Origin of the sequence: Clostridium sp. Marseille-P2415 (genome assembly GCF_900155545.1) — a bacterium.
Lineage (GTDB): Bacteria > Bacillota > Clostridia > Lachnospirales > Lachnospiraceae > Lacrimispora.
In genome coordinates this window covers 3,030,619-3,051,509 of record NZ_LT732526.1, presented here as the reverse complement: position 1 = coordinate 3,051,509, position 20,891 = coordinate 3,030,619, and the positions used below count along the sequence as shown (strand labels likewise).

Annotated in this window: 21 protein-coding genes and 1 pseudogene; 11 read left to right on the top strand and 11 right to left on the bottom strand. The window is 45.1% G+C overall.

All coding sequences use genetic code 11. The annotated features are described in order from the left end of the window. Window positions 1–31 precede the first annotated feature (31 nt). Genes BQ9856_RS18835 through BQ9856_RS18825 form a run of 3 tightly spaced genes read right to left on the bottom strand, consistent with a single transcriptional unit; the run spans window position 32 to window position 3,214 of the window. Window positions 32–1,057 carry a tyrosine-type recombinase/integrase gene (locus tag BQ9856_RS18835; RefSeq protein ID WP_077609171.1) on the bottom strand — a complete coding sequence of 342 codons (1,026 nt, stop codon included), beginning with the start codon at window positions 1,055–1,057 and terminating at the stop codon, window positions 32–34. Further along, window positions 1,047–2,015 (bottom strand): tyrosine-type recombinase/integrase, encoded by a 969-nt coding sequence (locus BQ9856_RS18830; protein ID WP_159441906.1) that lies wholly within the window; start codon window positions 2,013–2,015, stop codon window positions 1,047–1,049. The genes BQ9856_RS18835 and BQ9856_RS18830 overlap by 11 nt, the downstream gene beginning before the upstream one ends. Further along, on the bottom strand, window positions 2,012–3,214 hold the full coding sequence (locus BQ9856_RS18825) for a tyrosine-type recombinase/integrase (protein WP_159441907.1): 1,203 nt from the start codon (window positions 3,212–3,214) through the stop codon (window positions 2,012–2,014). The genes BQ9856_RS18830 and BQ9856_RS18825 overlap by 4 nt, the downstream gene beginning before the upstream one ends. A 144-nt stretch (window positions 3,215–3,358) precedes the next feature. Here BQ9856_RS18825 and BQ9856_RS18820 point away from each other — a divergent pair. The 4 genes and pseudogenes from BQ9856_RS18820 to BQ9856_RS18805 all read left to right on the top strand — a co-directional run. Further along, a pseudogene (locus tag BQ9856_RS18820) lies at window positions 3,359–3,724 on the top strand (transposase); the annotation flags it as partial. Between the two features lie 359 nt (window positions 3,725–4,083). Next, window positions 4,084–4,518, top strand: coding sequence for a hypothetical protein (locus BQ9856_RS18815; protein ID WP_077612399.1), 435 nt, complete (start codon window positions 4,084–4,086; stop codon window positions 4,516–4,518). Continuing rightward, window positions 4,491–5,018 (top strand): hypothetical protein, encoded by a 528-nt coding sequence (locus BQ9856_RS18810; RefSeq protein ID WP_077612398.1) that lies wholly within the window; start codon window positions 4,491–4,493, stop codon window positions 5,016–5,018. The genes BQ9856_RS18815 and BQ9856_RS18810 overlap by 28 nt, the downstream gene beginning before the upstream one ends. Before the next feature lie 194 nt (window positions 5,019–5,212). Further along, window positions 5,213–5,962, top strand: a complete 750-nt coding sequence (locus BQ9856_RS18805; protein WP_235839250.1) for a hypothetical protein — start codon at window positions 5,213–5,215, stop codon at window positions 5,960–5,962. A 250-nt stretch (window positions 5,963–6,212) separates the two neighbouring features. Here BQ9856_RS18805 and BQ9856_RS18800 read toward each other — a convergent pair whose 3' ends face one another. The 6 genes from BQ9856_RS18800 to BQ9856_RS18775 are packed head-to-tail and all read right to left on the bottom strand — an operon-like array spanning window position 6,213 to window position 10,893. Continuing rightward, window positions 6,213–6,536, bottom strand: a complete 324-nt coding sequence (locus BQ9856_RS18800) for a DUF1622 domain-containing protein (protein WP_077612397.1) — start codon at window positions 6,534–6,536, stop codon at window positions 6,213–6,215. A gap of 23 nt (window positions 6,537–6,559) precedes the next feature. Next, window positions 6,560–7,657, bottom strand: coding sequence for an ABC transporter substrate-binding protein (locus BQ9856_RS18795; RefSeq protein WP_077612396.1), 1,098 nt, complete (start codon window positions 7,655–7,657; stop codon window positions 6,560–6,562). A 15-nt stretch (window positions 7,658–7,672) separates the two neighbouring features. Then, complete coding sequence (locus tag BQ9856_RS18790) at window positions 7,673–8,461, bottom strand: ABC transporter permease (RefSeq protein ID WP_077612395.1); 789 nt, start codon at window positions 8,459–8,461, stop codon at window positions 7,673–7,675. After that, complete coding sequence (locus tag BQ9856_RS18785; RefSeq protein WP_077612394.1) at window positions 8,461–9,273, bottom strand: ABC transporter permease; 813 nt, start codon at window positions 9,271–9,273, stop codon at window positions 8,461–8,463. The genes BQ9856_RS18790 and BQ9856_RS18785 overlap by 1 nt, the downstream gene beginning before the upstream one ends. Further along, entirely contained in the window at window positions 9,266–10,342 is a 1,077-nt protein-coding gene (potA, locus tag BQ9856_RS18780) for a spermidine/putrescine ABC transporter ATP-binding protein (RefSeq protein ID WP_077612393.1), read from the bottom strand. The genes BQ9856_RS18785 and potA overlap by 8 nt, the downstream gene beginning before the upstream one ends. A gap of 17 nt (window positions 10,343–10,359) precedes the next feature. Beyond that, window positions 10,360–10,893, bottom strand: coding sequence for a helix-turn-helix domain-containing protein (locus BQ9856_RS18775; protein WP_077612392.1), 534 nt, complete (start codon window positions 10,891–10,893; stop codon window positions 10,360–10,362). 222 nt (window positions 10,894–11,115) lie between these two features. Here BQ9856_RS18775 and BQ9856_RS18770 point away from each other — a divergent pair, with 222 nt between their 5' ends. The 5 genes from BQ9856_RS18770 to ilvD all read left to right on the top strand — a co-directional run bounded on the left by BQ9856_RS18770 (window position 11,116) and on the right by ilvD (window position 16,846). Beyond that, complete coding sequence (locus BQ9856_RS18770; RefSeq protein ID WP_077612391.1) at window positions 11,116–12,174, top strand: lactonase family protein; 1,059 nt, start codon at window positions 11,116–11,118, stop codon at window positions 12,172–12,174. A 221-nt stretch (window positions 12,175–12,395) separates the two neighbouring features. After that, window positions 12,396–13,505 (top strand): chorismate synthase, encoded by a 1,110-nt coding sequence (aroC, locus tag BQ9856_RS18760; RefSeq protein ID WP_077612390.1) that lies wholly within the window; start codon window positions 12,396–12,398, stop codon window positions 13,503–13,505. Window positions 13,506–13,648: 143 nt separating this feature from the next. After that, window positions 13,649–14,089 (top strand): ribose 5-phosphate isomerase B, encoded by a 441-nt coding sequence (gene rpiB, locus BQ9856_RS18755; protein WP_077612389.1) that lies wholly within the window; start codon window positions 13,649–13,651, stop codon window positions 14,087–14,089. Window positions 14,090–14,112: 23 nt separating this feature from the next. Beyond that, a complete protein-coding gene (locus BQ9856_RS18750; RefSeq protein ID WP_077612388.1) occupies window positions 14,113–14,814 on the top strand; it encodes a FadR/GntR family transcriptional regulator in 702 nt (233 codons plus the stop codon). A 310-nt stretch (window positions 14,815–15,124) separates the two neighbouring features. Further along, complete coding sequence (gene ilvD / locus BQ9856_RS18745) at window positions 15,125–16,846, top strand: dihydroxy-acid dehydratase (RefSeq protein WP_077612387.1); 1,722 nt, start codon at window positions 15,125–15,127, stop codon at window positions 16,844–16,846. An 80-nt stretch (window positions 16,847–16,926) separates the two neighbouring features. On the opposite strand, the gene lepB is transcribed toward ilvD, so the two are convergent. After that, complete coding sequence (gene lepB, locus BQ9856_RS18740; RefSeq protein ID WP_139348729.1) at window positions 16,927–17,493, bottom strand: signal peptidase I; 567 nt, start codon at window positions 17,491–17,493, stop codon at window positions 16,927–16,929. A gap of 203 nt (window positions 17,494–17,696) precedes the next feature. Between lepB and BQ9856_RS18735 the strand changes: the two genes are divergently transcribed. After that, window positions 17,697–18,746, top strand: coding sequence for a DUF3810 domain-containing protein (locus BQ9856_RS18735; RefSeq protein WP_077612385.1), 1,050 nt, complete (start codon window positions 17,697–17,699; stop codon window positions 18,744–18,746). A 101-nt stretch (window positions 18,747–18,847) separates the two neighbouring features. Next, window positions 18,848–19,759, top strand: coding sequence for a mechanosensitive ion channel family protein (locus BQ9856_RS18730; RefSeq protein ID WP_077612384.1), 912 nt, complete (start codon window positions 18,848–18,850; stop codon window positions 19,757–19,759). Window positions 19,760–19,816: 57 nt separating this feature from the next. Here BQ9856_RS18730 and BQ9856_RS18725 read toward each other — a convergent pair whose 3' ends face one another. Then, window positions 19,817–20,569 (bottom strand): SIMPL domain-containing protein, encoded by a 753-nt coding sequence (locus BQ9856_RS18725; RefSeq protein WP_077612383.1) that lies wholly within the window; start codon window positions 20,567–20,569, stop codon window positions 19,817–19,819. Window positions 20,570–20,891: the final 322 nt, after the last annotated feature.

Genomic DNA, 20,891 nt, shown 5'->3' with positions numbered 1-20,891 from the left:
TTTACTGACATTTCTTCGGCATAGTAATCAGTTAATCCAACGTATACAGTGCATGGTGTACATCAGATTTTTTCCAAAGTTTCTCTGCAACAGTGGAATCCGGCGATGCTTTCTTCATAGCGTCACCCATCATTTCAAGTGTTGCGAATGCATAGAAGCCGGATGTTGTTGACATACTTTCATGACCAAGAAACTGCATAATAAATGGCAAGGGAACTCCATTCCTATATAAATCCATGGCTTTCGTTTTTCTAATCAAATGACAGTGGACATTATCAGGTACTTCGGAACAGGTTTCACGAGCAGTATCAGCAGCGGTCTTAAGAACTAGGCTAATGCTGTCTGTTGATAACCGATGAGTTTTTCCATCCAAAAGGCTGTAAAACAATGGACATTCTTTATTCTTAGGATGAAACTCTTTCAGGTAGTTTTGAAGATGTGTAACAGTTTTATTCATCAATGGTACATTTCTGCTCTTTTGACCCTTGCCGACGAGCGTTATGAATGGATTTGACGCATCTAGGTGCAGTGAAGATATATCTAATTCAGCCAATTCCTGTACCCTTGCACCAGTATCATAGAGCAGAATGAGCATCATTCGATTTCGACGATGCTTGGAGGTCTTTGTATCGGATGCAGCCAGAATGGCGGCAGTTGCTTTTGGTTGGAGATACTGTATGGGATGTTTTTCTTCCTTCAGTTTCTTTATTAAACATGCTTCTGTATATAGTGCTTTGAGCTCGAAATCCTCTTCTCCACAGTATTTCAGGAATGACCGGATTGCTGTGAGTTTGAGATTAATACTTTTAGGAGAGTAGCCACTGGATTTCATCCATTCAACAAACTCCTTGATGTTCTCCCGTGAAAAAGCTTCAAATGTGACGTTATCATCTTTTAATAACTTCTCCTTTTCAAGAAAAGACAGATAGGATTTAAGTGACTGTTTGTAAGCCTCTACGGATTTGTCTGACAGATTTCTTATTACCGGCATGTAATCATGAAGGTAAAGACGTGCCATAATCCAGAAACTTTTATCCTTCTTTCGCTTATACTTCATCGTCTTCTACCTCCGGAATAAGAGATTCCATTGATGATGTAAGAATAGAGTACTGAGGAAAGAAATCCGGTATCAAGTGTATATAGTAATAGGTGCTTTCGAGGGATGAGTGCCCCATATATCTCATAAGATAAGGGAACATCGCATGTACATCCGTTTCCTCTTTAGACCACTTCAAGATGTTAGCACATGCAAAGTGATGTCGGAAGTCATAAGCGCGTGGTTTGACTTTTCCATCTCTTTTAAGGCCGGCAGCATCCCAGATGCTTTTGAAATTCACCGTCAATGAAGTCGAAGAACACATGCCACCTTTTCCACCCGGAAAAAAGTATTCTCTTGATGGAAAACAGGCGTTTATGGCGCAGTCATATTTTTTTAGATAATCTGTAAGTTCCTCTGACAGATACAAGCGTCTGTCACAGTGAGCTTTGGATTGAAGGATATCAACAAAACCATTATCAAGATGTACGTTTTCGCAACGAAGATGTCGCGCTTCACCGCATCGTACGCCACAACAATAAAGGAAACGATACAGTGCAGGTAAAACATATGCCCTGCCCAAGTAGTTCTTTCTGAGTACGTATGAATCGCACTCCTTGAAGAAAGCCAGTATCTCAGCTTCACTCATCAGGTAGACTTCGGCGTGGTAGCTCTGGATTCTGTACTTGTCACCCAGTACATATGCATCGGGAACGCCGATACTATGTAGATATCGTCCGAATTCTCTTATAGGAGATATCCAACTCCGATTCGGTGTTGTTGATTTACAACTCTTCGCTGCAGCCCATCCTTCAACGGTTTCTTTATTCAAACTGCTTGAGTTGCCGTTTGAAAAGTTATACTCATCCAGGTTCCGTAAGTGACATGAAGCCGATTTGTACTGTATGCCAATGGAATGTTTGAATTCAAGGAAGCTTTCAAGCTGAGGTGCGAGGGCACTTATGAAATCTGTATTCATGGATTCACCTCCTTGGATATGCCTGTCATAGGCAGGACGCATTCTCTAAGGCGATATTCATCTGTAGTGATATATATATCTGTCGTATCCGGATTGACATGTCCAAGAACAGCGGCGATTGTTTCAATCGGCACAGCATTCTTTACCATAGTGGATGCTGCATTATGGCGCAAAAGGCACATCCCAAGAATACGGCTTTCCTTATCTATCCCTGCCTGGCAGAAAACCCGACGAACTACTTCGTAGCAGCTTGAATGGTCAGTGAATGGATCAAAGGGAGCCAGTTCACGTACAAACAGGAAGTCATTATTAGCTGCTGGTCTTTCTTCGTGAAGGTATCTGAAAATCGCATTTCCAACAGATGGAATGAGTGGGAGACATACAAAGTTTCCGGTTTTGCTCTGATGAAAAGATATCGTTTCACTAATCCAATCGATATCTGACAGCTTCAGCTTTATCAGGTCGCAGGCCCGTATCCCTGATGACATACCCAGAAGAACGATAGCAGCATCACGAAGAGTAACCTCCGAAGACTCAATAGCAGTGCTCAGTCGTTGATTCTCATCATCTGTCAATGTAGGAATAATTCGACGTGCCCGAGGCGAATGAATTCCAAGTATAGAGACAATCAGGTCATCTCTTCTAAGGTATTTCATTGATGATCTTAAACCGCAAAGAACTGCTCTCTGTCTGTTTGTTTTTGAAGTCTGAATGTAGGAAAAGAGTGTTTCTGGTGTAATTGTTGCAATGTCATCAATGCCAGCACTATGAAGGAACTGCAGAAAGTAATAAAACTCATACTCATAAAAATGGATAGTATTCTCATTTGTGTACTGCATATGGAGCACCTTCTGATAGCCGCCGTAAACATCCTTGTGTAGTGGATTAGTTGGCGCTACTTTTCCTCGCTTTACGATAGAAAAATCGAATTGCCCGGTACTGTAGTATGAATTCATCAATCGGATGAACCGTCCATGCAAATGGTATCGTTCTGTGCTGAATTGCCCGGTTTTGGGACTTATGACATCATCTGAATAAAGCTTTCCGAATTCCGTAGTATACACAGTTACATCCTTCTCTGAACAGAAAGCTTTGAATCTTCTAACAGCACCTTGGTAGTTAAAAATAGTGGATTTATTGTATCCTGCATCCTGTAATGCTTCGAGCAACAGCTCGCAAATGGTATTAATCTCAATCATGAGGTACCTCCTTTCTTGGTACCTCAAGTATAAAACATTATGTCGAAGAAATAGCATTAGGCACAGTATTTATAGCATTTTTGGTGGTTTTTCGGTATAGTTTTTTCTTCGGCATAATCCGTATTATACCGAATTCGGTATAACACTGACAACGGAAGTGAATTTTCTAATCCGAAGAGTATAGAGTATGGCCCAGATGGAAAAGGATTTCAAAGAACCAGAATCTATTACTGCAATCCAAGTGCACCCTATCAGAAAGCGGAAATAGAGGTAGGGCATGAATTCATAAGAAGGGTATTGCCAAAGGGAAAAAGCTTTGATGAACTGATGCAGGAGGATATCAATCGGATGATGGATCATATCAATTCCTATAGAAGAAAAAAGCTGAATGGGAAAAGTCCGTATGAAGCATTCTGTTTTTATTATGGAAAAGACCTGGCAGATAAATTAGAATGCCACGAGGTTGCTGCCAACAGCATCAACTTAACACCAGGTCTTTTAAAAAGGTAGCAAGATAATCGGAACATGAAACCACTGGCTGGAACGAAAAGACAGATACCAGCAGACGTGAATTTCGGAGTACAAAATTTGTAAGCCAAAAGTGACGTCCGGTTTTTGTGCGCCAAAATCATCCTGTTACCAAAGATTATACCATAGAAAGCAAGAGAAAAACGGGAAAGTGGGATTACATTCGACCTTATCGTTAATTATAAGGTGGGTTAAAGTGCAAATTTTGGCATTGAACGTGTATAATTTTGGCACTTGGGTTGAAATTTATCTAAATTGAGGATATGCTGGATTAAAGAGGTAAAATTGTTTGTTCAAATTGTAACTGTTACCATGTACGTAATTAAGAGGGGGATAAAAAGATGCTTTTAAGTCGGGATGAAGATCAGCGTTATTTTGTTTTTAGAATAAATAAATTGTTGTTGATGAAGTTATTTAAACCGCTTTTGTTACTGTTACTTTCAGCAACAGTAATAATGGCTGCCATAAATTATAGAGGTATCCCTTATCTGTTTGTAATAATTGCAGTAACAGCATGGTTCTCGGTATTATCTTTGAGATTTTTTCCTATATTAACCCGTCTTTATGTATTGTTGCCTTTATTATTAAATCTGACAATAGGAACCGTTGCCATTTGGCAATTAATAACTCAAGTAAATGAAATTGATAAATTGGGTGAAGGAATTGTGCGCGTGTGCGCTGTTGTAATTGGTAATTTTATATTATCGGTATTGGTAAGTAAATTTTATCGAAAAAGGAGGAAGTTAACATGGAAAGAAGAAGTAGATTTATTGTAGTATTAGTATTGGCATTATTTATGTGCTTTCATGCAGTTCCGGCTATGGCATCAGAAGCCCCGCAAGGCACTTTGGTTTCTGTTGAATATGAAAATTACCCGGATGGTACATCTTCTGTTGAAAAAACTTATGTACAGGTTCATACTGCTCCTTATGGGCTGCTTTATGCTACCCCCTATGCTGCATATGGTACAGATACCTTCACAAAAACGAAAGACTGGCATACTGGCTTAGGAGGGAATGGATCTCTTATCGTCTCAGCTCAAGTTACGGCTACCTTTGATTGGAATTCATCGACGAAAAAGGTAAAGGTTTATGATGCTGAAGGTGAAGTAACCTACTATGCTGGCGGTGATATAACCAATGAAAAGACCACCACGAGCGGTAATAATTCAAGAAAAGCTACTGGAAAGTTCAGCTTTAAGAGAACGACGGATTTAGGCTTTTCATCTAATTATTCGGTTAGTGTTTCCTGCAACTATAAAGGAACAGACAGCTGATTAATATACTTATAAACGATACTTACCTTTTCCGATACTATAACTTATATGCAAATCCATGCTGCCCCTTATAGTACTCATAATGCTTCTTATGGAATGGATATATTTACAAAAACTAAAAGCTGGTATAGTGGCTGGGCGGAAATGGATCATTAATAGCATCAGCTCAAATAAAATTTAGGAGGGAATAAATAATGGAACATAAAATTAAAATGAGAAAAATCAAAACGAAAGTCAGCGCCTTATTTTTAACTTTAGGAATTGTTGCAAGTACTTTGTTTTCACCGATCCCTGTTTTTGCAGGAACAAGCGGTAATCCGGCAACACAACTGGATGGGAAGTTAAGTACATTCCATCAGGGAAGTGCGAATGATTGCGGAGCAGTTTCTGCTATACAGGCATTAGATAATAGTAGATTTGGCAGAAATCTTTTAAGTAAAATGATTACGGTTAATAAGAATGGCAGTTATACACTTAATTTCGGTGCTGGAAAGCAAACAGTATCTGAAACTGATGTTGCAAATGCATACATAGAAGGAGATCTTGATGCCAGAGTTATAGAAGCTGGGTTACAAAAGGCCATGAATGTTTATAATGGTTGTTTTGCTTGTGATGTATTTACAACAATGACAGGGTACAAACAAAAGACTTATTGGTCATCTTCTAAAACTGATATAATGAACACTATGGCCTCAAAATGCCAATCCGGAGAGGGAATTACAGCAGCTTGTGATTTTAATATAGCGGATCCAAGTAAAGGGATTATAGGGGATGGCGGTCACTCCTATTCAATAAAGAGTGTAAACAAAGACACTGTAGTAGTAATAAATCCGTGGGATACTTCTATTTTTATAAGTATGTCTAGAAGTCAGTTTGAAAATTCTATAAGGTATATGACGTATGTAGATGAAGCAGCAAAAAAAGTCGTAGTTTATTGGGAATAAGCAAGAAGAAATCAGAAGAGTGATTTGGAAACATCAAACGAGCGTAATGGGCATTCTCTAAAAGCCACGCTCCTCCCCCAGTACCTGCTTGCTTTCATGGAAATGCTATTAAATTATTAGAATATATGGATTTTCGAAAGAAATAACAGAATAGTCCTAAGTGATAATAAGACAGTTTAAGCGCATTTACCACAGTCAAAGCGACTCCAGGCAGCCATATTCCTGGAGTCGTTTCTTATGTGTCACAATATTATTTTTCCGCTTCCTTCTCCACCTTGATCTCCCAGTGGATCAGGAAGGTCAGTGCCGCCCGCAGGACAATGATAGCGGCTACGACGGCCACTTCTGACAACTCCCGGACCACTACGGTGCGCAGGATCTCGCTGCCAAGCTTGAATTCCAGTCCAAGAGCCATGCCCTGGGCCAGATTTAAGCGGATTTCAGGATTGTGCTTGATGTAGTCGTAAATTCCGCGAAGACCTGCCAGGATAATGACGATAACGCCCATGAACTCAAAAAGCAGAATGGTCATATCGACCACCTGGCGCAGGATTAATTCCAGGTTTTCAACCATAGTTTCCTCCATCTTGTATGTGATTAATTGGATTTTACCTCTTTCCAGGCCTCGTTGTAAAGAGAATCCACCTCGTCGCCAAGGTATTGGTATACTTCACTGTTCTTTAATGTATCTGCATCCGGGAAAACAGCCTTGTTGTTCTGAAATTCCGGATCAAGTAAATCGAATGCCCCCTTGTTCGGAGTCGGATAGGTGATGTATTCGAAGTTTTTCTTGGCAATGTCAGGACGGCACAGGAAATTGATCCATTTTTCTGCATTTTCCTTGTTTGGCGCATTCGCCGGGATCACCCAGGAATCCAGCCAGAGATTGGTCCCTTCCTCGGGAATCACATATTCCAGGGAGTAGTCAAGGCCCAGATCCTTTACTTCGTTCTGGATGTAGAGCATTTCACCGGAATAGATCACGCCCACAGCAGCCTCACCGCCGATCATTTTATCCCGCACCTGATCGATGACATAAGCCTGAACCAGAGGCTTCTGCCGGATCAGCAGTTCTTTTGCTTCATTTATTTCTGCCACATTGGTGGTATTCATGGAATATCCCAGGGATTTTAAGGCCACCATAAAGGCATCCCGGACGCTGTCCTGCATCAGGATGTTGTCCTTGTATTTTTCGTCCCAGAGATCGGACCATTTGGTGGGAGCATCTTCCGGGTCCACCATGCTGGTATTATACAGGATACCCACCGTTCCCCAGCAGTACGGAACCGAGTATTTGTTTTCCGGGTCAAAGCTCTTTGACATTTCCAGATACTTGGGATCGATCTCCTTTAAGTTGGGCACATTGTCAAAATTGATCTCTGCCAGAAGATTGTTCTCTGCCATTTTCTGGATCATGTAATCGGAAGGGCATACCACGTCGTATTTGACGCCGCCTGCCTCGATGACAGGATACATTTCCTCGTTGGTTTCAAACATATCATAAATGACCTTGATCCCGGTCTCATCCTCAAACTGTTTGATCACCGATTCGTCAATGTATTCTCCCCAGTTGTATACGTAAACTTCTCCGGCGCTTCCTGCCTTGGCCGCGGACTTTCCGCAGCCGCTTAACAGGGAGGCGGAAAGAACTGCCAGAGCGCCGGCGGCCATAACCTTAAATAATCTTTTTTTCATGTGATCGTTCTCCTATTATTTTTTCCGTTTTGGTGCGAAATTGGTGATTAAAAGCAGCATCAGTACCGTGACAAAGATGATGGTTGACAGTGCGTACATGGAAGGCTTGATTCCCCGCCGCACTTCGCTGTAGATTAAAGTGGATAATGTATTGATGCCGGCTCCTCTTGTAAAGTGGGTGATGATGAAATCATCGAGCGACATGGTAAAGGCCAGCAAAAATCCGGAAAGCACGCCCGGAAGAATGTCCGGGAACACAACCCGGAAGAAAGCGGAAACCGGGGTGGCTCCTAAGTCCATGGCCGCTTCATAGGTACTTTTATCCGTCTGCTTTAACTTCGGCATGACACTTAAAATGACATAAGGAATGTTAAAGGTAATATGTGAAATTAAAATGGTCCGAAAGCCTAAGGAAATCCCAAAGGCGATAAACGCCAGCATGAGAGAGATTCCTGTTACGATATCCGCGTTCAGCATGGGGATGTTGGTGATCCCCATGAGCAGGGAACGGGGGACCCGCTTCATGCTGTTGATGGCAATGGCTGCCGCCGTACCGATGATGACCGCGATCAGAGAAGATAAAAATGCGATCAGCAGAGTATTGTAAAGTGCTGTCATAATGGTGCTGCTGGAGAACAGCTCCCCGTACCAGCGGGTGGTAAAGCCTCCCCACTGGGTGCGGGACTTGGAGCTGTTAAAGGACAGCACTGCCATGGTGGCAATGGGTGCATATAAAAATACCAGTATAAAACTTAAGTAAAAATCCTGGATAAAACGTTTGATAAAACCAGTCTTTCTGTTCATCAGAATGCCGTTCCCTCCCCGTTCTTATCATATTTGGCGATAAGCGCCATGCTGATCAGAATAAATACCATTAAGACCAGGGAAAGGCCGGAGCCTAAGTTCCAGTTGTCTCCCTTTGTAAATTCCTGCTCGATGACATTGCCTATCAACAGGATCTTGCTTCCGCCTAAAAGGTTTGAGATGACGAATGTGGTGAGGGCCGGTACGAATACCATGGTGATGCCGCTTACGATTCCGGGAATGCTCAAGGGAAGCAGGATCCGGAACAGGACCTGTATGGCATTGGCCCCTAAATCCCTGGCGGCGTTTATGACATTATCATCGATTTTTGTCAGCACGTTGTAAATGGGGAGAACCATGAAAGGCAGGAAATTGTAAACCATGCCAAGGATAATGGCTCCCGGTGTGTTGATCAGGTTCTGGTTCGGCAGACGGAGTGCGGATAAAATCCCGTTAATGACTCCGCTTTTTTCAAGCAGGGTCTGCCAGGCCAGGGTGCGCAGAAGAAAGTTCATCCACATGGGAAGGATAAAGATAAAAACGATAAAGCTTCCCTGTCCCATTCCCCTGGACCGCAGGATCAAAGCCAGAGGATAAGCGAGGATCAGGCAGAGAACCGTGCTGATAAGGGAAAGTCCCAGGGAAAGCCATAAGGCCTTTGCATGCTCTGCCGTAGCAATGGACAGGACATTGGCCAGGGTAAAAGCCCCGGAACGGTCCGTCAGCCCGTAAAATACGATTAATCCCAGTGGGATCATGATAAAGCCGATCATCCACATGATATAAGGACCGGATAATAATTTTTTACTCATTGACACCCACAGCCTCCTCATCTTCCGAAGCCGGCTTGTTCATGATCTGAATGTCGAATGGGTTCACATGGATTCCCACCTTCTGCCCGACCGGGAACATATCCGTGCTGTGTACCAGCCATTCAAAGCCATCCGGCGTGGTTACTTCCATTTCATAATGAACGCCCTTGAAAATTAAATGAGTCACAAAGCCGGTCAGTGTGCCTTCTTCAGGTTCCACCAAGTCGATGTCTTCCGGGCGGATCACCACATCAACAGGGGTGTTGGTCCCAAAGCCTTTGTCCACACAGACGAATTTCGCGTGAAAGATTTCAACCAGCTCATCCTGTATCATGGTACCCGGTACGATGTTGCTTTCTCCGATAAAGTCTGCCACAAAGGCATTTTCCGGCTCGTTGTAGATGTTTTCCGGGGAACCCATCTGCTGGATATAGCCCTGGTTCATGACAACAATGGTGTCGGACATGGTCAGTGCCTCTTCCTGGTCATGAGTGACATAAATGAAGGTGATGCCCAGCTCATTTTTCAGCCGGATCAGCTCATACTGCATGTCTTGGCGGAGCTTTAGGTCCAGAGCGCCCAAAGGCTCATCTAACAGAAGGACTCTGGGCTCATTTACGATGGCCCTGGCGATGGCAATACGCTGCTGCTGGCCGCCGCTTAAGGAATCTGCCGTGCGGTTTTCATAGCCGTCTAAGTTAACAAGCTTTAAGGCGTATTTGATCTTATCCTGAATGTAGGCCCTGGGCTTATTTTTGATCTTTAAGCCGAAGGCAATATTATCCGCTATGGACATGTGGGTAAACAGGGCGTATTTCTGGAAAACGGTGTTTAACTGCCGTTTATTGGGAGGGAGGCTTGTGATGTCCTGTCCGTCGAAAATCACCTGCCCCTGATTGGGGCTTTCAAACCCGCCGATGATACGAAGTGTTGTGGTCTTGCCGCAGCCACTGGGCCCTAACAAGGTAACAAATGTGTTCTCCTTTACGGAGAGATTCAAATCATCCAGTACCATGGTACCGTCAAAGCTTTTTGTGATATTCCTTAAATCAATTAATGGCTGTCCCATGACCTTTTATCCTCCTGTCAAAAGCTTGGCGGGGAGCTTACCCAGATGAGGATAGCGCCGGCCTTGCTGCTTAAATAATGTTTTTTATCCGATATAAAGTAAAAGGATTCCCCCTTTTTTGCTTTATATGTTTTACTTCCTATATGAATGGAAATATTTCCCTGTAAGACGTAGCCGAATTCCTCGCCTTCATGGGGATTGTCCGGATAGGTCTCTCCGCCGGCCTCCAGGGTGAGAAGGATCGGCTCCATCATGTTTTTCTGTGCATTAGGAATGATCCATTTGATTTCATTCTTAAGGTCTGTGTCATGTTTCTCAAAGTAATCGGCTTTGCCGAATACGATCTGTTCCTCCGGGCTTTCATTGAAAAATTCTCCGATGGAGGTTCCGAGGCACTGTAAAATATCCATAAGAGTCGCAATGGATGGGGAGGTCAAGTCCCTTTCCAGCTGGGATATGAACCCCTTTGACAGCTCTGCGCGGTCAGCCAGCTCTTCCTGGGTAAGCCCTTTTAAGACCCGCAGCTCTTTTAATTTTGTACCTATATCCATATGCTCCTCCTTTTTGTAATGATAAGCTGAAAGTTTACTTATACTAACTGACGATAAATATAACTAAAAAGTTTAGTAATAATAAACACGCAGCAAAATACATTATACTTGTTTTTCATTGTATGTCAATAGTTTTTAAGGAAGTTTTTCCTTAACAAATACGTGAACTTATGATATGATATTTTTAGTTTACACAAGGAAGATTCCAGGAGGAAATGTATTATGAAAGGCAAATATATGGCTTATGTAGGTTCCTATTCCTACAATGGACAGGCTAAGGGTATTACCGTTTATGATGTTGACGTGGAAAAGGGCCGTTTTATTCCCAGATGTGAGGTTGAAGTTGATAACTCTTCTTATGTGACAGCCGCTAACGATGGAAAGACTCTTTATTCCATTGCGGACGAAGGAGTTGTGTCTTTCCGCATTCATGAAAATGGCTCCATTACAAGGCTTAACTCAGCCAATATAAAGGGAATGAGAGGCTGCCATTTATCCACTGATAAAGAGGATAAATACATCTTTGTATCAGGGTACCACGATGGAAAGTCCACGATACTGCGGTTAAATGAGGACGGTTCCGTAGGCAGTATTGTGACCGGAGTATTCCACAAGGGCCTTGGCAGCGTGGCGGAGAGAAACTTCCGTCCCCATGTGAGCTGTTCCAGAAGAACGCCGGATGGAAAATTTATCATGGTGGCAGATCTGGGAATTGACCAGGTTAAGATTTACCGTTTTGACGAAAAAGATGAAGAGATGATCTTGGTCGATACCATCCGCTGCAATCTGGAATCCGCCCCCAAATGCTTCCGTTTCAGTGCCGACGGGAAGTTCTTCTATCTTCTCTATGAATTAAAGAATGTCATTGATGTATTCACCTATGAGACAGGAGAGCACCAGCCGAAGATCGAGAAGATACAGACCATCTCCACCACAGGGCCAAAGCCTCTTACCCAGCTTACAGCGGCGAGTTCCATACGGCTGTCCAATGATGAAACGCACATGTTCTGCAGCAATGCGGGAGATAATACCGTTACGGTCTATGACCGTGACCCCAGGACAGGGTTACTGGAATACTTATGCTGTCTGCCCATAAGCGGAAGCTATCCGAAGGATATCTGCGTTATGCCGGATGACAAGCATATCGCTTCGATCAATCATGAGACCGGAAGCATTACATTTTTTACGGTTGATTACACAAAGGGCCTTCTCGTCATGAACGGCAAGGAGCTCCGGGTCAATGAGCCCAACAGCTGTGTGATCGTGAAAGTCAGCGAATAAATACCTTACAGGTATCCCTTTATGCCCAAAAAGCGTGGGCAGGAAAGAGGAAGCACCTTACAGGTATCCCTTTATGCCCAAAAAGCGTGGGCAGGAAAGAGGAAACACCTTACAGGTATCCCTTTATGCCCAGAAAACATGGGCAGGAAAGAGGAAACACCTTACAGGTATCCCTTTATGCCCAAAAAGCGTGGGCAGGAAAGAGGAAAGGAGAGAGAGACATGGCAGGATCAACACTGGGGACAATATGGAAGGTAACGACCTGGGGGGAATCACACGGAAAGGCCATCGGTGTTGTGGTGGATGGATGTCCGGCAGGGCTTAAATTAGAAGAGACGGATATTCAGCAATACCTTGACCGGAGAAAACCGGGTCAGAGCAGGTTTACCACGAAGCGTAAGGAAGCTGACCAGGTGGAGATTCTGTCCGGGGTTTTTGAGGGGAAGACCACAGGGACTCCCATTTCCATGGTGATATGGAACACGGACCAGCGCTCTAAGGATTACGGCAGCATCATGGAGGTCTACCGTCCGGGCCATGCGGATTTTACCTTTGATGAAAAATTTGGGTTTCGGGATTACCGCGGGGGCGGCCGTTCCTCCGGCAGGGAGACCATCGGAAGGGTGGCGGCCGGTGCCATTGCCGCCTGCTTTTTAAAGCACCTGGGAATTACGGTAACTGCTTACACAAAATCTGTGGGTCCTTTTGAGATAAAACCGGAACAGTTTCATATGGAGGAACGGGATGAAAACCGCCTTTTCATGCCGGATAAGGAAACGGCAGCTCTTGCAGAAGAATATCTGGAGCAGATGATGGGAAAGCTGGATTCAGTGGGAGGCGTGGTGGAATGCGTCATTGACGGCGTGCCGGCCGGCATCGGTGATCCGGTGTTTGAAAAATATGATGCGGCTCTGGCAAAGGCGGTCATGTCCATCGGGGCGGTAAAAGGCTTTGAAATCGGAGATGGTTTCGCAGCCGCTCATGCTTTAGGGTCCCGGAATAACGATGGATTTTGTAAGGGTGATAAAAAAGGTGTGGAAAAGACCACCAACCATGCCGGAGGGATTCTGGGCGGGATCAGCGACGGTTCCCAGGTGGTTTTGCGGGCCGCGTTTAAACCTACGCCATCTATCGCTCAGCCCCAGAAAACCGTGACCCGCCAGGGAGAGGAAACAGAAATTGAGATCAAAGGACGGCATGACCCCATTGTTGTACCGCGTGCGGTGGTGGTCGTGGAGGCCATGGCAGCCCTTACGACTGCGGATCTTTTACTCGCCAATATGGGAGCTAGACTGGACCGGATCGTTTCCTTTTATGGCCGCCAGGCTTAACAGAAGCGGAATGAAGCGATAGAACTTGATTAAATCCGGCATTTATGGTATGTTTATGCCGAATCTATTTTAAACGGACAGCGAGCCGGGGGAGCATGCCTGTATGTTCCATTGGCGGCTGGAGCGATAACAGGAGAAAAATGATGAAGATTGCAATGGGAAATGACCATACGGCCATAGAAATGAAGAATGCTGTTAAGGAATTTGTAGAGAGCAAAGGTTATGAAGTCATTGATTTTGGAACCAATGCCACAGAAAGCTGTGATTATCCGGAATACGGTGAAAAGGTAGGACGCGCAGTTGCGGACAAAGAAGCGGATCTGGGCATCGCGATCTGCGGAACCGGTGTCGGTATCTCACTTGCCTGCAATAAGGTTAAGGGAATCCGTGCCTGTGTCTGCAGCGAACCGTATACGGCAAAGCTTTCCAGAATGCACAATGATTCTAATGTGCTTTGCTTCGGAGCACGGGTGATCGGCATAGAAATGGCAAAGATGATTACGGAAGAATGGCTGGATGCCAAATACGAGGGCGGAAGACATCAGCGCCGCGTAGATATGGTAATGGACATCGAAAACAGATAGGGAAACGGTAAAGGAGGAAGCTTATGGGTGAGGAGCTGGAATCCTGTAAAAAGAAACCTCTGGCTGAACAGGTTGCGGAACATATCATGAACAATATCCTTGAAAAAGGCCTGGAGGTGGGAGCGAAGATCCCCAATGAGTTCGAACTGGCAGAGGCCATTGGAGTGGGCCGGGGAACCATAAGGGAAGCCATTAAGATTCTGGTTTCCAGGCAGATCCTGGAGATACGGCGGGGAGCCGGGACGTTTGTATCGGCGCGCCAGGGAATCGTAGATGATCCGCTGGGGCTCGCTTTTTTAAAGGACAAGACTCACCTGGCTCTGGATCTCTTAAGCGTCCGCCTGATGCTGGAGCCGGAGATTGCCGCCATGGCGGCAAGGAACGCTTCTCCGGAACAGGTAGAGGAACTTAAGAAGCAAAGAGACCGGGTAGAGGATTTTATTAACCGGGGAGAGAGCCATACGGAGGCGGATATCCTCTTCCACAAACAGATTGCTGCCTGCAGCGGCAATGCGGTGGTGGAAAAGCTGGTTCCTGTCATCAATTCATCCATAGCTCTGTTTGTGGACATCACAAGCTCCAGGCTTGGCAAAGAAACTATTGACACACACAGGGAAATTGTGGACTGCATTGAGCAGGGAGATCCCGAGGGAGCCAGATGTGCCATGAACATGCATTTGACTTATAACAGGAGATTGATAAAATCGCTGGAACGGAATTCTTAAGGTGCTTATTTTATAAACGAAGGCAACGGATTCAGTATGTAAGGAAATAATATTATGAAACAGACTTCGTATGTCTGTTGTTCCGGCAGGAACCATGATGACAGGAAAGGCCATCATGGTTCCTTTTTTTGATAGCATTTGCAGCTATATACATCCAATGTATTTATGGGGAAAATATAGAAAAACAGCATTTTATGTTTACATAATATTACAAACAAGACGAATTACTTGACTTCAAATTACAAAAGTGATATTTTATAATCAAATAGACATCATACGTATTATGACTGTAGTCAGGAAAGGATATATTATGGAATTAAAGAGCCAGCAAGTGCGGGCGATTGCGCCTGAAATGGACCCGTTAAAAATTGGCATGGGCTGGTCCGTGGAGGACCTTAAAAAGCCTCAGATTATGATTGAAAGTACTTTTGGAGAAAGCCATCCGGGAAGTGCCCATCTTCTGGGGCTGGTAAACCAGTCCATGGAAGGAATCGCGGAGTCAGGAGGGAAAGGTGCCCGGTATTTTGCTACCGATACCTGCGATGGCATGAGCCAGGGCCATGACGGCGGAAACTATTCTCTGGTCTCCAGGGATATGATCTGCAATATGATCGAGATACATAACAATGCCACACCTTACGATGCAGGGGTTTTTATAGCCAGCTGTGATAAGGCGGTGCCGGCCCATCTGATGGGCATCGGAAGGATCAATATCCCATCAATCGTCATCACAGGGGGAGTAATGGATGCAGGTCCCGGTCTTCTGACCCTGGAACAGATCGGCATGTACAGTGCCATGTATGAGAGAGGGGAGATTTCGGAGGAAAAGCTGACCTGGTATAAACACCACGCCTGCCCCTCCTGCGGTGCCTGTTCTTTTATGGGAACTGCCTCCACCATGCAGGTAATGGCGGAAGCCCTGGGGCTCATGCTTCCCGGAAGCGCCCTGATGCCGGCCACATCCGGCGACTTAAAGAAAGCGGCGAAACAAGCAGGGGAACAGGCGGTCTGGCTGGCTGAAAATGGCTTAAAGCCAAAAGACATGATAACCATGGATTCCTTTGAAAATGCCATTATGGTCCACGCTGCCATATCCGGTTCCACCAATTCCCTGCTCCATATTCCGGCCATTGCCCATGAGCTGGGACTTAAAATTGATGGGGATACCTTCGACCGGCTTCATAAGAACGCCCATTACCTTCTGGATATCCGTCCTGCCGGAAAGTGGCCTGCCCAGTATTTCTACTACGCAGGCGGCGTTCCGCGGATTATGGAAGAGATTAAAAAAATGCTCCATTTAGACTGTATGACCGTAACCGGTAAGACTTTAGGTGAAAATCTGGAGGATTTAAAGAAAAACGGGTTTTATGAGACGTGTAACGACTATTTAAAAAAGATAGGCTTAAAACGGACTGATATAATCAGAACCTTTGAAAAGCCCATCGGTAAAAACGGGACTGTTGCCATTTTGAAAGGCAATCTGGCTCCGGAAGGGGCGGTAGTCAAGCACAGCGCCGTTGCAAAGGAGATGCACAAGGCTGTTTTGAAGGCAAGGCCTTTTGACTGTGAGGAGGAAGCCATTTATGCGGTCCTGCACGGAAAGATCCACCCCGGAGAGGCTGTCATCATCCGCTACGAAGGGCCAAAGGGCAGTGGGATGCCTGAGATGTTCTATACCACGGAAGCCATTTCTTCTGACCCGGTGCTTTCAAAATCCATCGCACTTTTGACGGACGGCAGGTTTTCCGGTGCCTCAAAAGGACCGGCCATCGGTCATATTTCACCGGAAGCGGCAGAAGGAGGTCCCATTGCGCTGGTGGAGGAGGAAGATTTGATTGAGATTGATATCCCCGAGCGGATTCTCCGCGTGATCGGTGTAAGGGGAGAACAGAAAAGCCCGGAAGAGATTGAAGAGATCCTGGCGGAGAGGAAGAAATCCTGGAAGCCAAGGGAACCCAAATATGAGTCCGGCGTTATAAAAATTTTCTCAGAACATGCCGTATCGCCGATGAAGGGCGGTTATATGGAATAGCTCTGATCAATTATTACGAATGGTGATGAGATACATAAAAACGCAGGCCGGCAAGAACACCGGACCTGCGTTTTTTTTCCTTATTCAATTTTCTTGATCGAGGGGAAATACCGGAACAGGACTTTTGCGATGATTTTGTTCTTTTCCACGTATTTATTTTTCCATCTTCTGGCATCTGCGGAGAAATTCCGGTTGTCGCCAAGCATGAAGTAACAATTCTCCGGCACCTCATAATGGGCATCGGGCTCCGGTTCCATGGCTTCCGGAAGATAAGGCTCGTCCAGGGGCGTATCGGAGTTATTTAAGTAAACCTTTCCATCCCGGATATCGATGATATCGCCCGGAAGGCCGATGACCCGTTTTACATAATAGGTCTTCCCCGTAGGATCATCGGGAAAATGAAAGATGACCACATCTCCCCGCTGCGGATCACCGAAATAATAGGACAGCCTGGAGCCGATGACCCGGTCTCCTGTCATGATGGTCTGCTCCATGGAGCCGCTTGGTACCCTGCTGTTTGCTATGATGAAATTGTTCAGCAAAAATGCGATAACAGCAGCTGCAATAATGATTTTGATCCAGCTGATGATTTCTTCTTTCCAGCTGAACGGTTCCCGTTCCTTTGGCATGTTTTCGTCTCTTTTCATATGATTTCTCTTCTTTTCCTTACTGGTGGTTCCAAACATGAGTTTAAATGAGATTGATTTATAACGCAAGGGGTTTCACAAAATGGTAAGAAAATATTCACAAACACATCATGGATTGTCCACAAAATTATGTTACCATAAATTCAAATAAAAAGTCGTCCATAAAACAGAATATGAAATTTTACACCAGGGGGAGCCGTAGTATGGGAGAAAGAGGGCAAAATGGAGATAAGAAGCTTATTACAGCTTCTGCGGCAATGTTTACACTTTCTTTGATGTTTCAGATTCTTGCAAGGAAGCTTCCGGGATTTGGAGACTGGTATGCCAAACGGGTTTATCCGGTTATTGTGGGAAGTGTCGGCAGGCTGTCGGGAGTATTTCCTTTTGCATTGGCGGAGGTCTGTGCCTATCTGCTTATTGTTTACAGCGTCTGCTATACGGTGCGTTATTTCCGGGAAGGGAGAGGAATACTTATAAGAGCCGTGTTTCTTGTCACCGGCCTGTTTTTTTTATTCACCTTTCACTGCGGGATCAACTATTACCGGAAACCGTTTTCCGCCAGTTCGGGACTGGAGGTGAGAATGTCTTCCACAGAGGAGCTTAAAAGCCTCTGCCAGCAGCTTACGGATACCTTGAACCGGATGTGTGAGGAAGGTATTACGGAAACAGCGGACATGGAAAGCTGCAGGAACGAAAGTGTGAAAGCCATGAAGAAGCTGGGAGAAGCCTATCCGGAGCTGGCTGGCTTTTATCCCTCTCCCAAGCCCCTGATATGGTCTTACTTCTTCTCAGTCCAGCAGCTTTGCGGCCAGTACGCTCCATTTACGGTGGAGGCTGTCTATAACCGTTCCATGCCGGATTATAACATTCCGCACACGATCTGTCATGAGCTGTCCCATCTGCGGGGGTTTATGAGGGAAGATGAGGCTAACTTTATCGGGTATCTGGCCTGCATCGGCTCCGGTAACGATGCCTTCCGCTACAGCGGATATTTGACCGGCTGGGTCTATGCCACCAATGCGCTGGCAAAGGCGGACTGGAAGGCATATGCAGATATCTGCGGGCAGCTGGATGAGCGGGCCTGGGCTGATTTGAGGCATAACAATGAATTCTGGGGGAAGTATGAGGGAAGGACTGCCGAGGTTTCCCGCCAGTTAAATGACACCTATTTAAAGATAAACAGCCAGGCCGACGGGGTAAACAGTTATGGAAGGATGGTGGACTTGATGCTGGCTTATGAAAGAGCCAGATAGACTCCGATTGCTGGTTGGCTATTGAAAATTACAGTCCTGAATGATATAATAACTGGAATGAAAAAGACCGGAAAACCAAAACAGGGAGGAGATTTGAAACAATGACGTTCTATACCATTGCCAGCGCAATGCCGGAGGAGTCCCTTGCTGCGTTACAGCAGGAAGTACAGGAAAATTTAGATCAGCTGAAACCCAATGTCATTTTGGAAACCTTGAAAGGATGGGTTCCCGGACTGATCGCCTTTGGAATAAAGCTTCTGATCGCTTTGGTGATATTTTTTATAGGGTCCAGAATCATTAAAATCATTTATCATACGCTGGACCGTTCCTTTAAGAGAGTGGACATGGAAGTCAGCTTAAGGAAATTTTTGCTTTCTGTTTTCAATGCGTCTCTTTACTGCCTGCTTGCATTTATCATAGCCGGACAGATCGGAGTCAATTCGGCATCCATCGTAGCTTTGCTGGGCTCCGCAAGTATTGCCATCGGCCTGGCGGTCCAGGGAAGTCTGGCTAATTTTGCAGGCGGAGTACTGATCCTTCTCATGAAACCGTTCCGGGTCGGAGATTATATTGTTTCCAAGGATGGAGAAGGTACGGTCCGTACCATCGGGCTGGTATACACGGTCCTCACCACCATGGACAATAAGCAGGTGGTCATCCCCAATGGAACGCTTTCCAATTCTGCACTGACCAATGTGACTGCCATGGATAAACGCAGGGTGGATATTCTGGTAGGAATCGGATATGACTCGGATTTAAGGAGAGCAAAAGAAATTGTGGAGGCCATTTTTCACAGCCATGCAGCCATTATGAAAGAAGAACCCATAGAAGTTTTCGTCAGTGATCTGGCACAAAGCTCCGTCACCATTGGAGGCAGGGGCTGGACGACCACTGGGGATTATTGGGCAGCCAGATGTGAGATCATGGAGCAGATCAAGCTTGCATTTGATGAAGCAGGGATTAAGATTCCATATAACCAGCTGGAGGTTCATGTAAATGAGCATCGTTCCTGACACGGCAGAGGCGGCAGCACGGGAATCATCGTGATGCCGCCCCTTTTTACTTCTCTGCTATTTTATTTTATACGTTACGGTAATCTGCGCTTCTACGTTGATCTGTCCGGGCTCCACAACCATGGATTTGGCATCCGTCTGCGGAGCGGTTCCGGTTGAGGAGTAACCGGTGTATCTCTCATTGGAGTAAGTGTTGAGCTCTTCAATATTAGCGATCTCGCCCAGGGTACAGCCGCTGGCAGCAGCGATGGCCTCTGCCTTTACCTTGGCGGCTTCTATGGCCTTTTTAAGGGCTTCCTGATAGCTGGCATCGTATTTGCTGGAAAGATAACTTACACTGTCGATGTTGTTAATGCCTGCTTCGATGCAGGATGAAAGCAGGGTTCCCACCTGGTCGATGGGCTGATCGGATAAGATGATGCTTGTGCGCATCTGATACCCTGTGATCGTCTGCCCGGAACTCCAGTCATACATGGGCTCAAGACCGTAGTTGGAAGTCTGGATTGATTTTTCATCAATGCCGGAGCTTTTTAAAAATGTTATGACCTTATTTAAATCTTCGCTGTTCTTCTCCTGGCATGCTTTCGGATCGGCAGTCTGGGTGGATACTGCAAAACTGATCTCAGCCATATCAGGAACCACCTTTACTTCCTCGGTGCTTTGTACCTGTATGGTGCTGCCTGCCTTATTGTCAACAGTTGTGATATTGGCCCCCGGGATGGAAGCAGTTCCTGTCTGGGCACATGCGGTAACGCTGAGTGCGGTGGCCGCAATGAGTGCAGCGGTCAGTGGCTTATTCATTTTTCTCATAGATATTTCCTCCTTTTCATATTTTATATTGTATAGGAAAATTGAGGAATAAGTATTTCTTTTCTCTTAACATTCCAGGTCAAAATTCATAGTTTTATTTACGAAAATCTGACTAAATAAAGAGAGAACCTGTGGTACTAAAACGATAATGAAAGCGCATTTGAAACGGAATGTATTGTGAAATGTAAACAAAAAAATCAAGAAAAATGTAAAATGTTAACAAAAAATTGAAAGCAAAGCTAAAATGGTTGCATTTCTTTGTGCACTGTGCTATTGTAAAACCATGAGGCTGTTGGAAACGTTACCGATACCGTTACCGAAA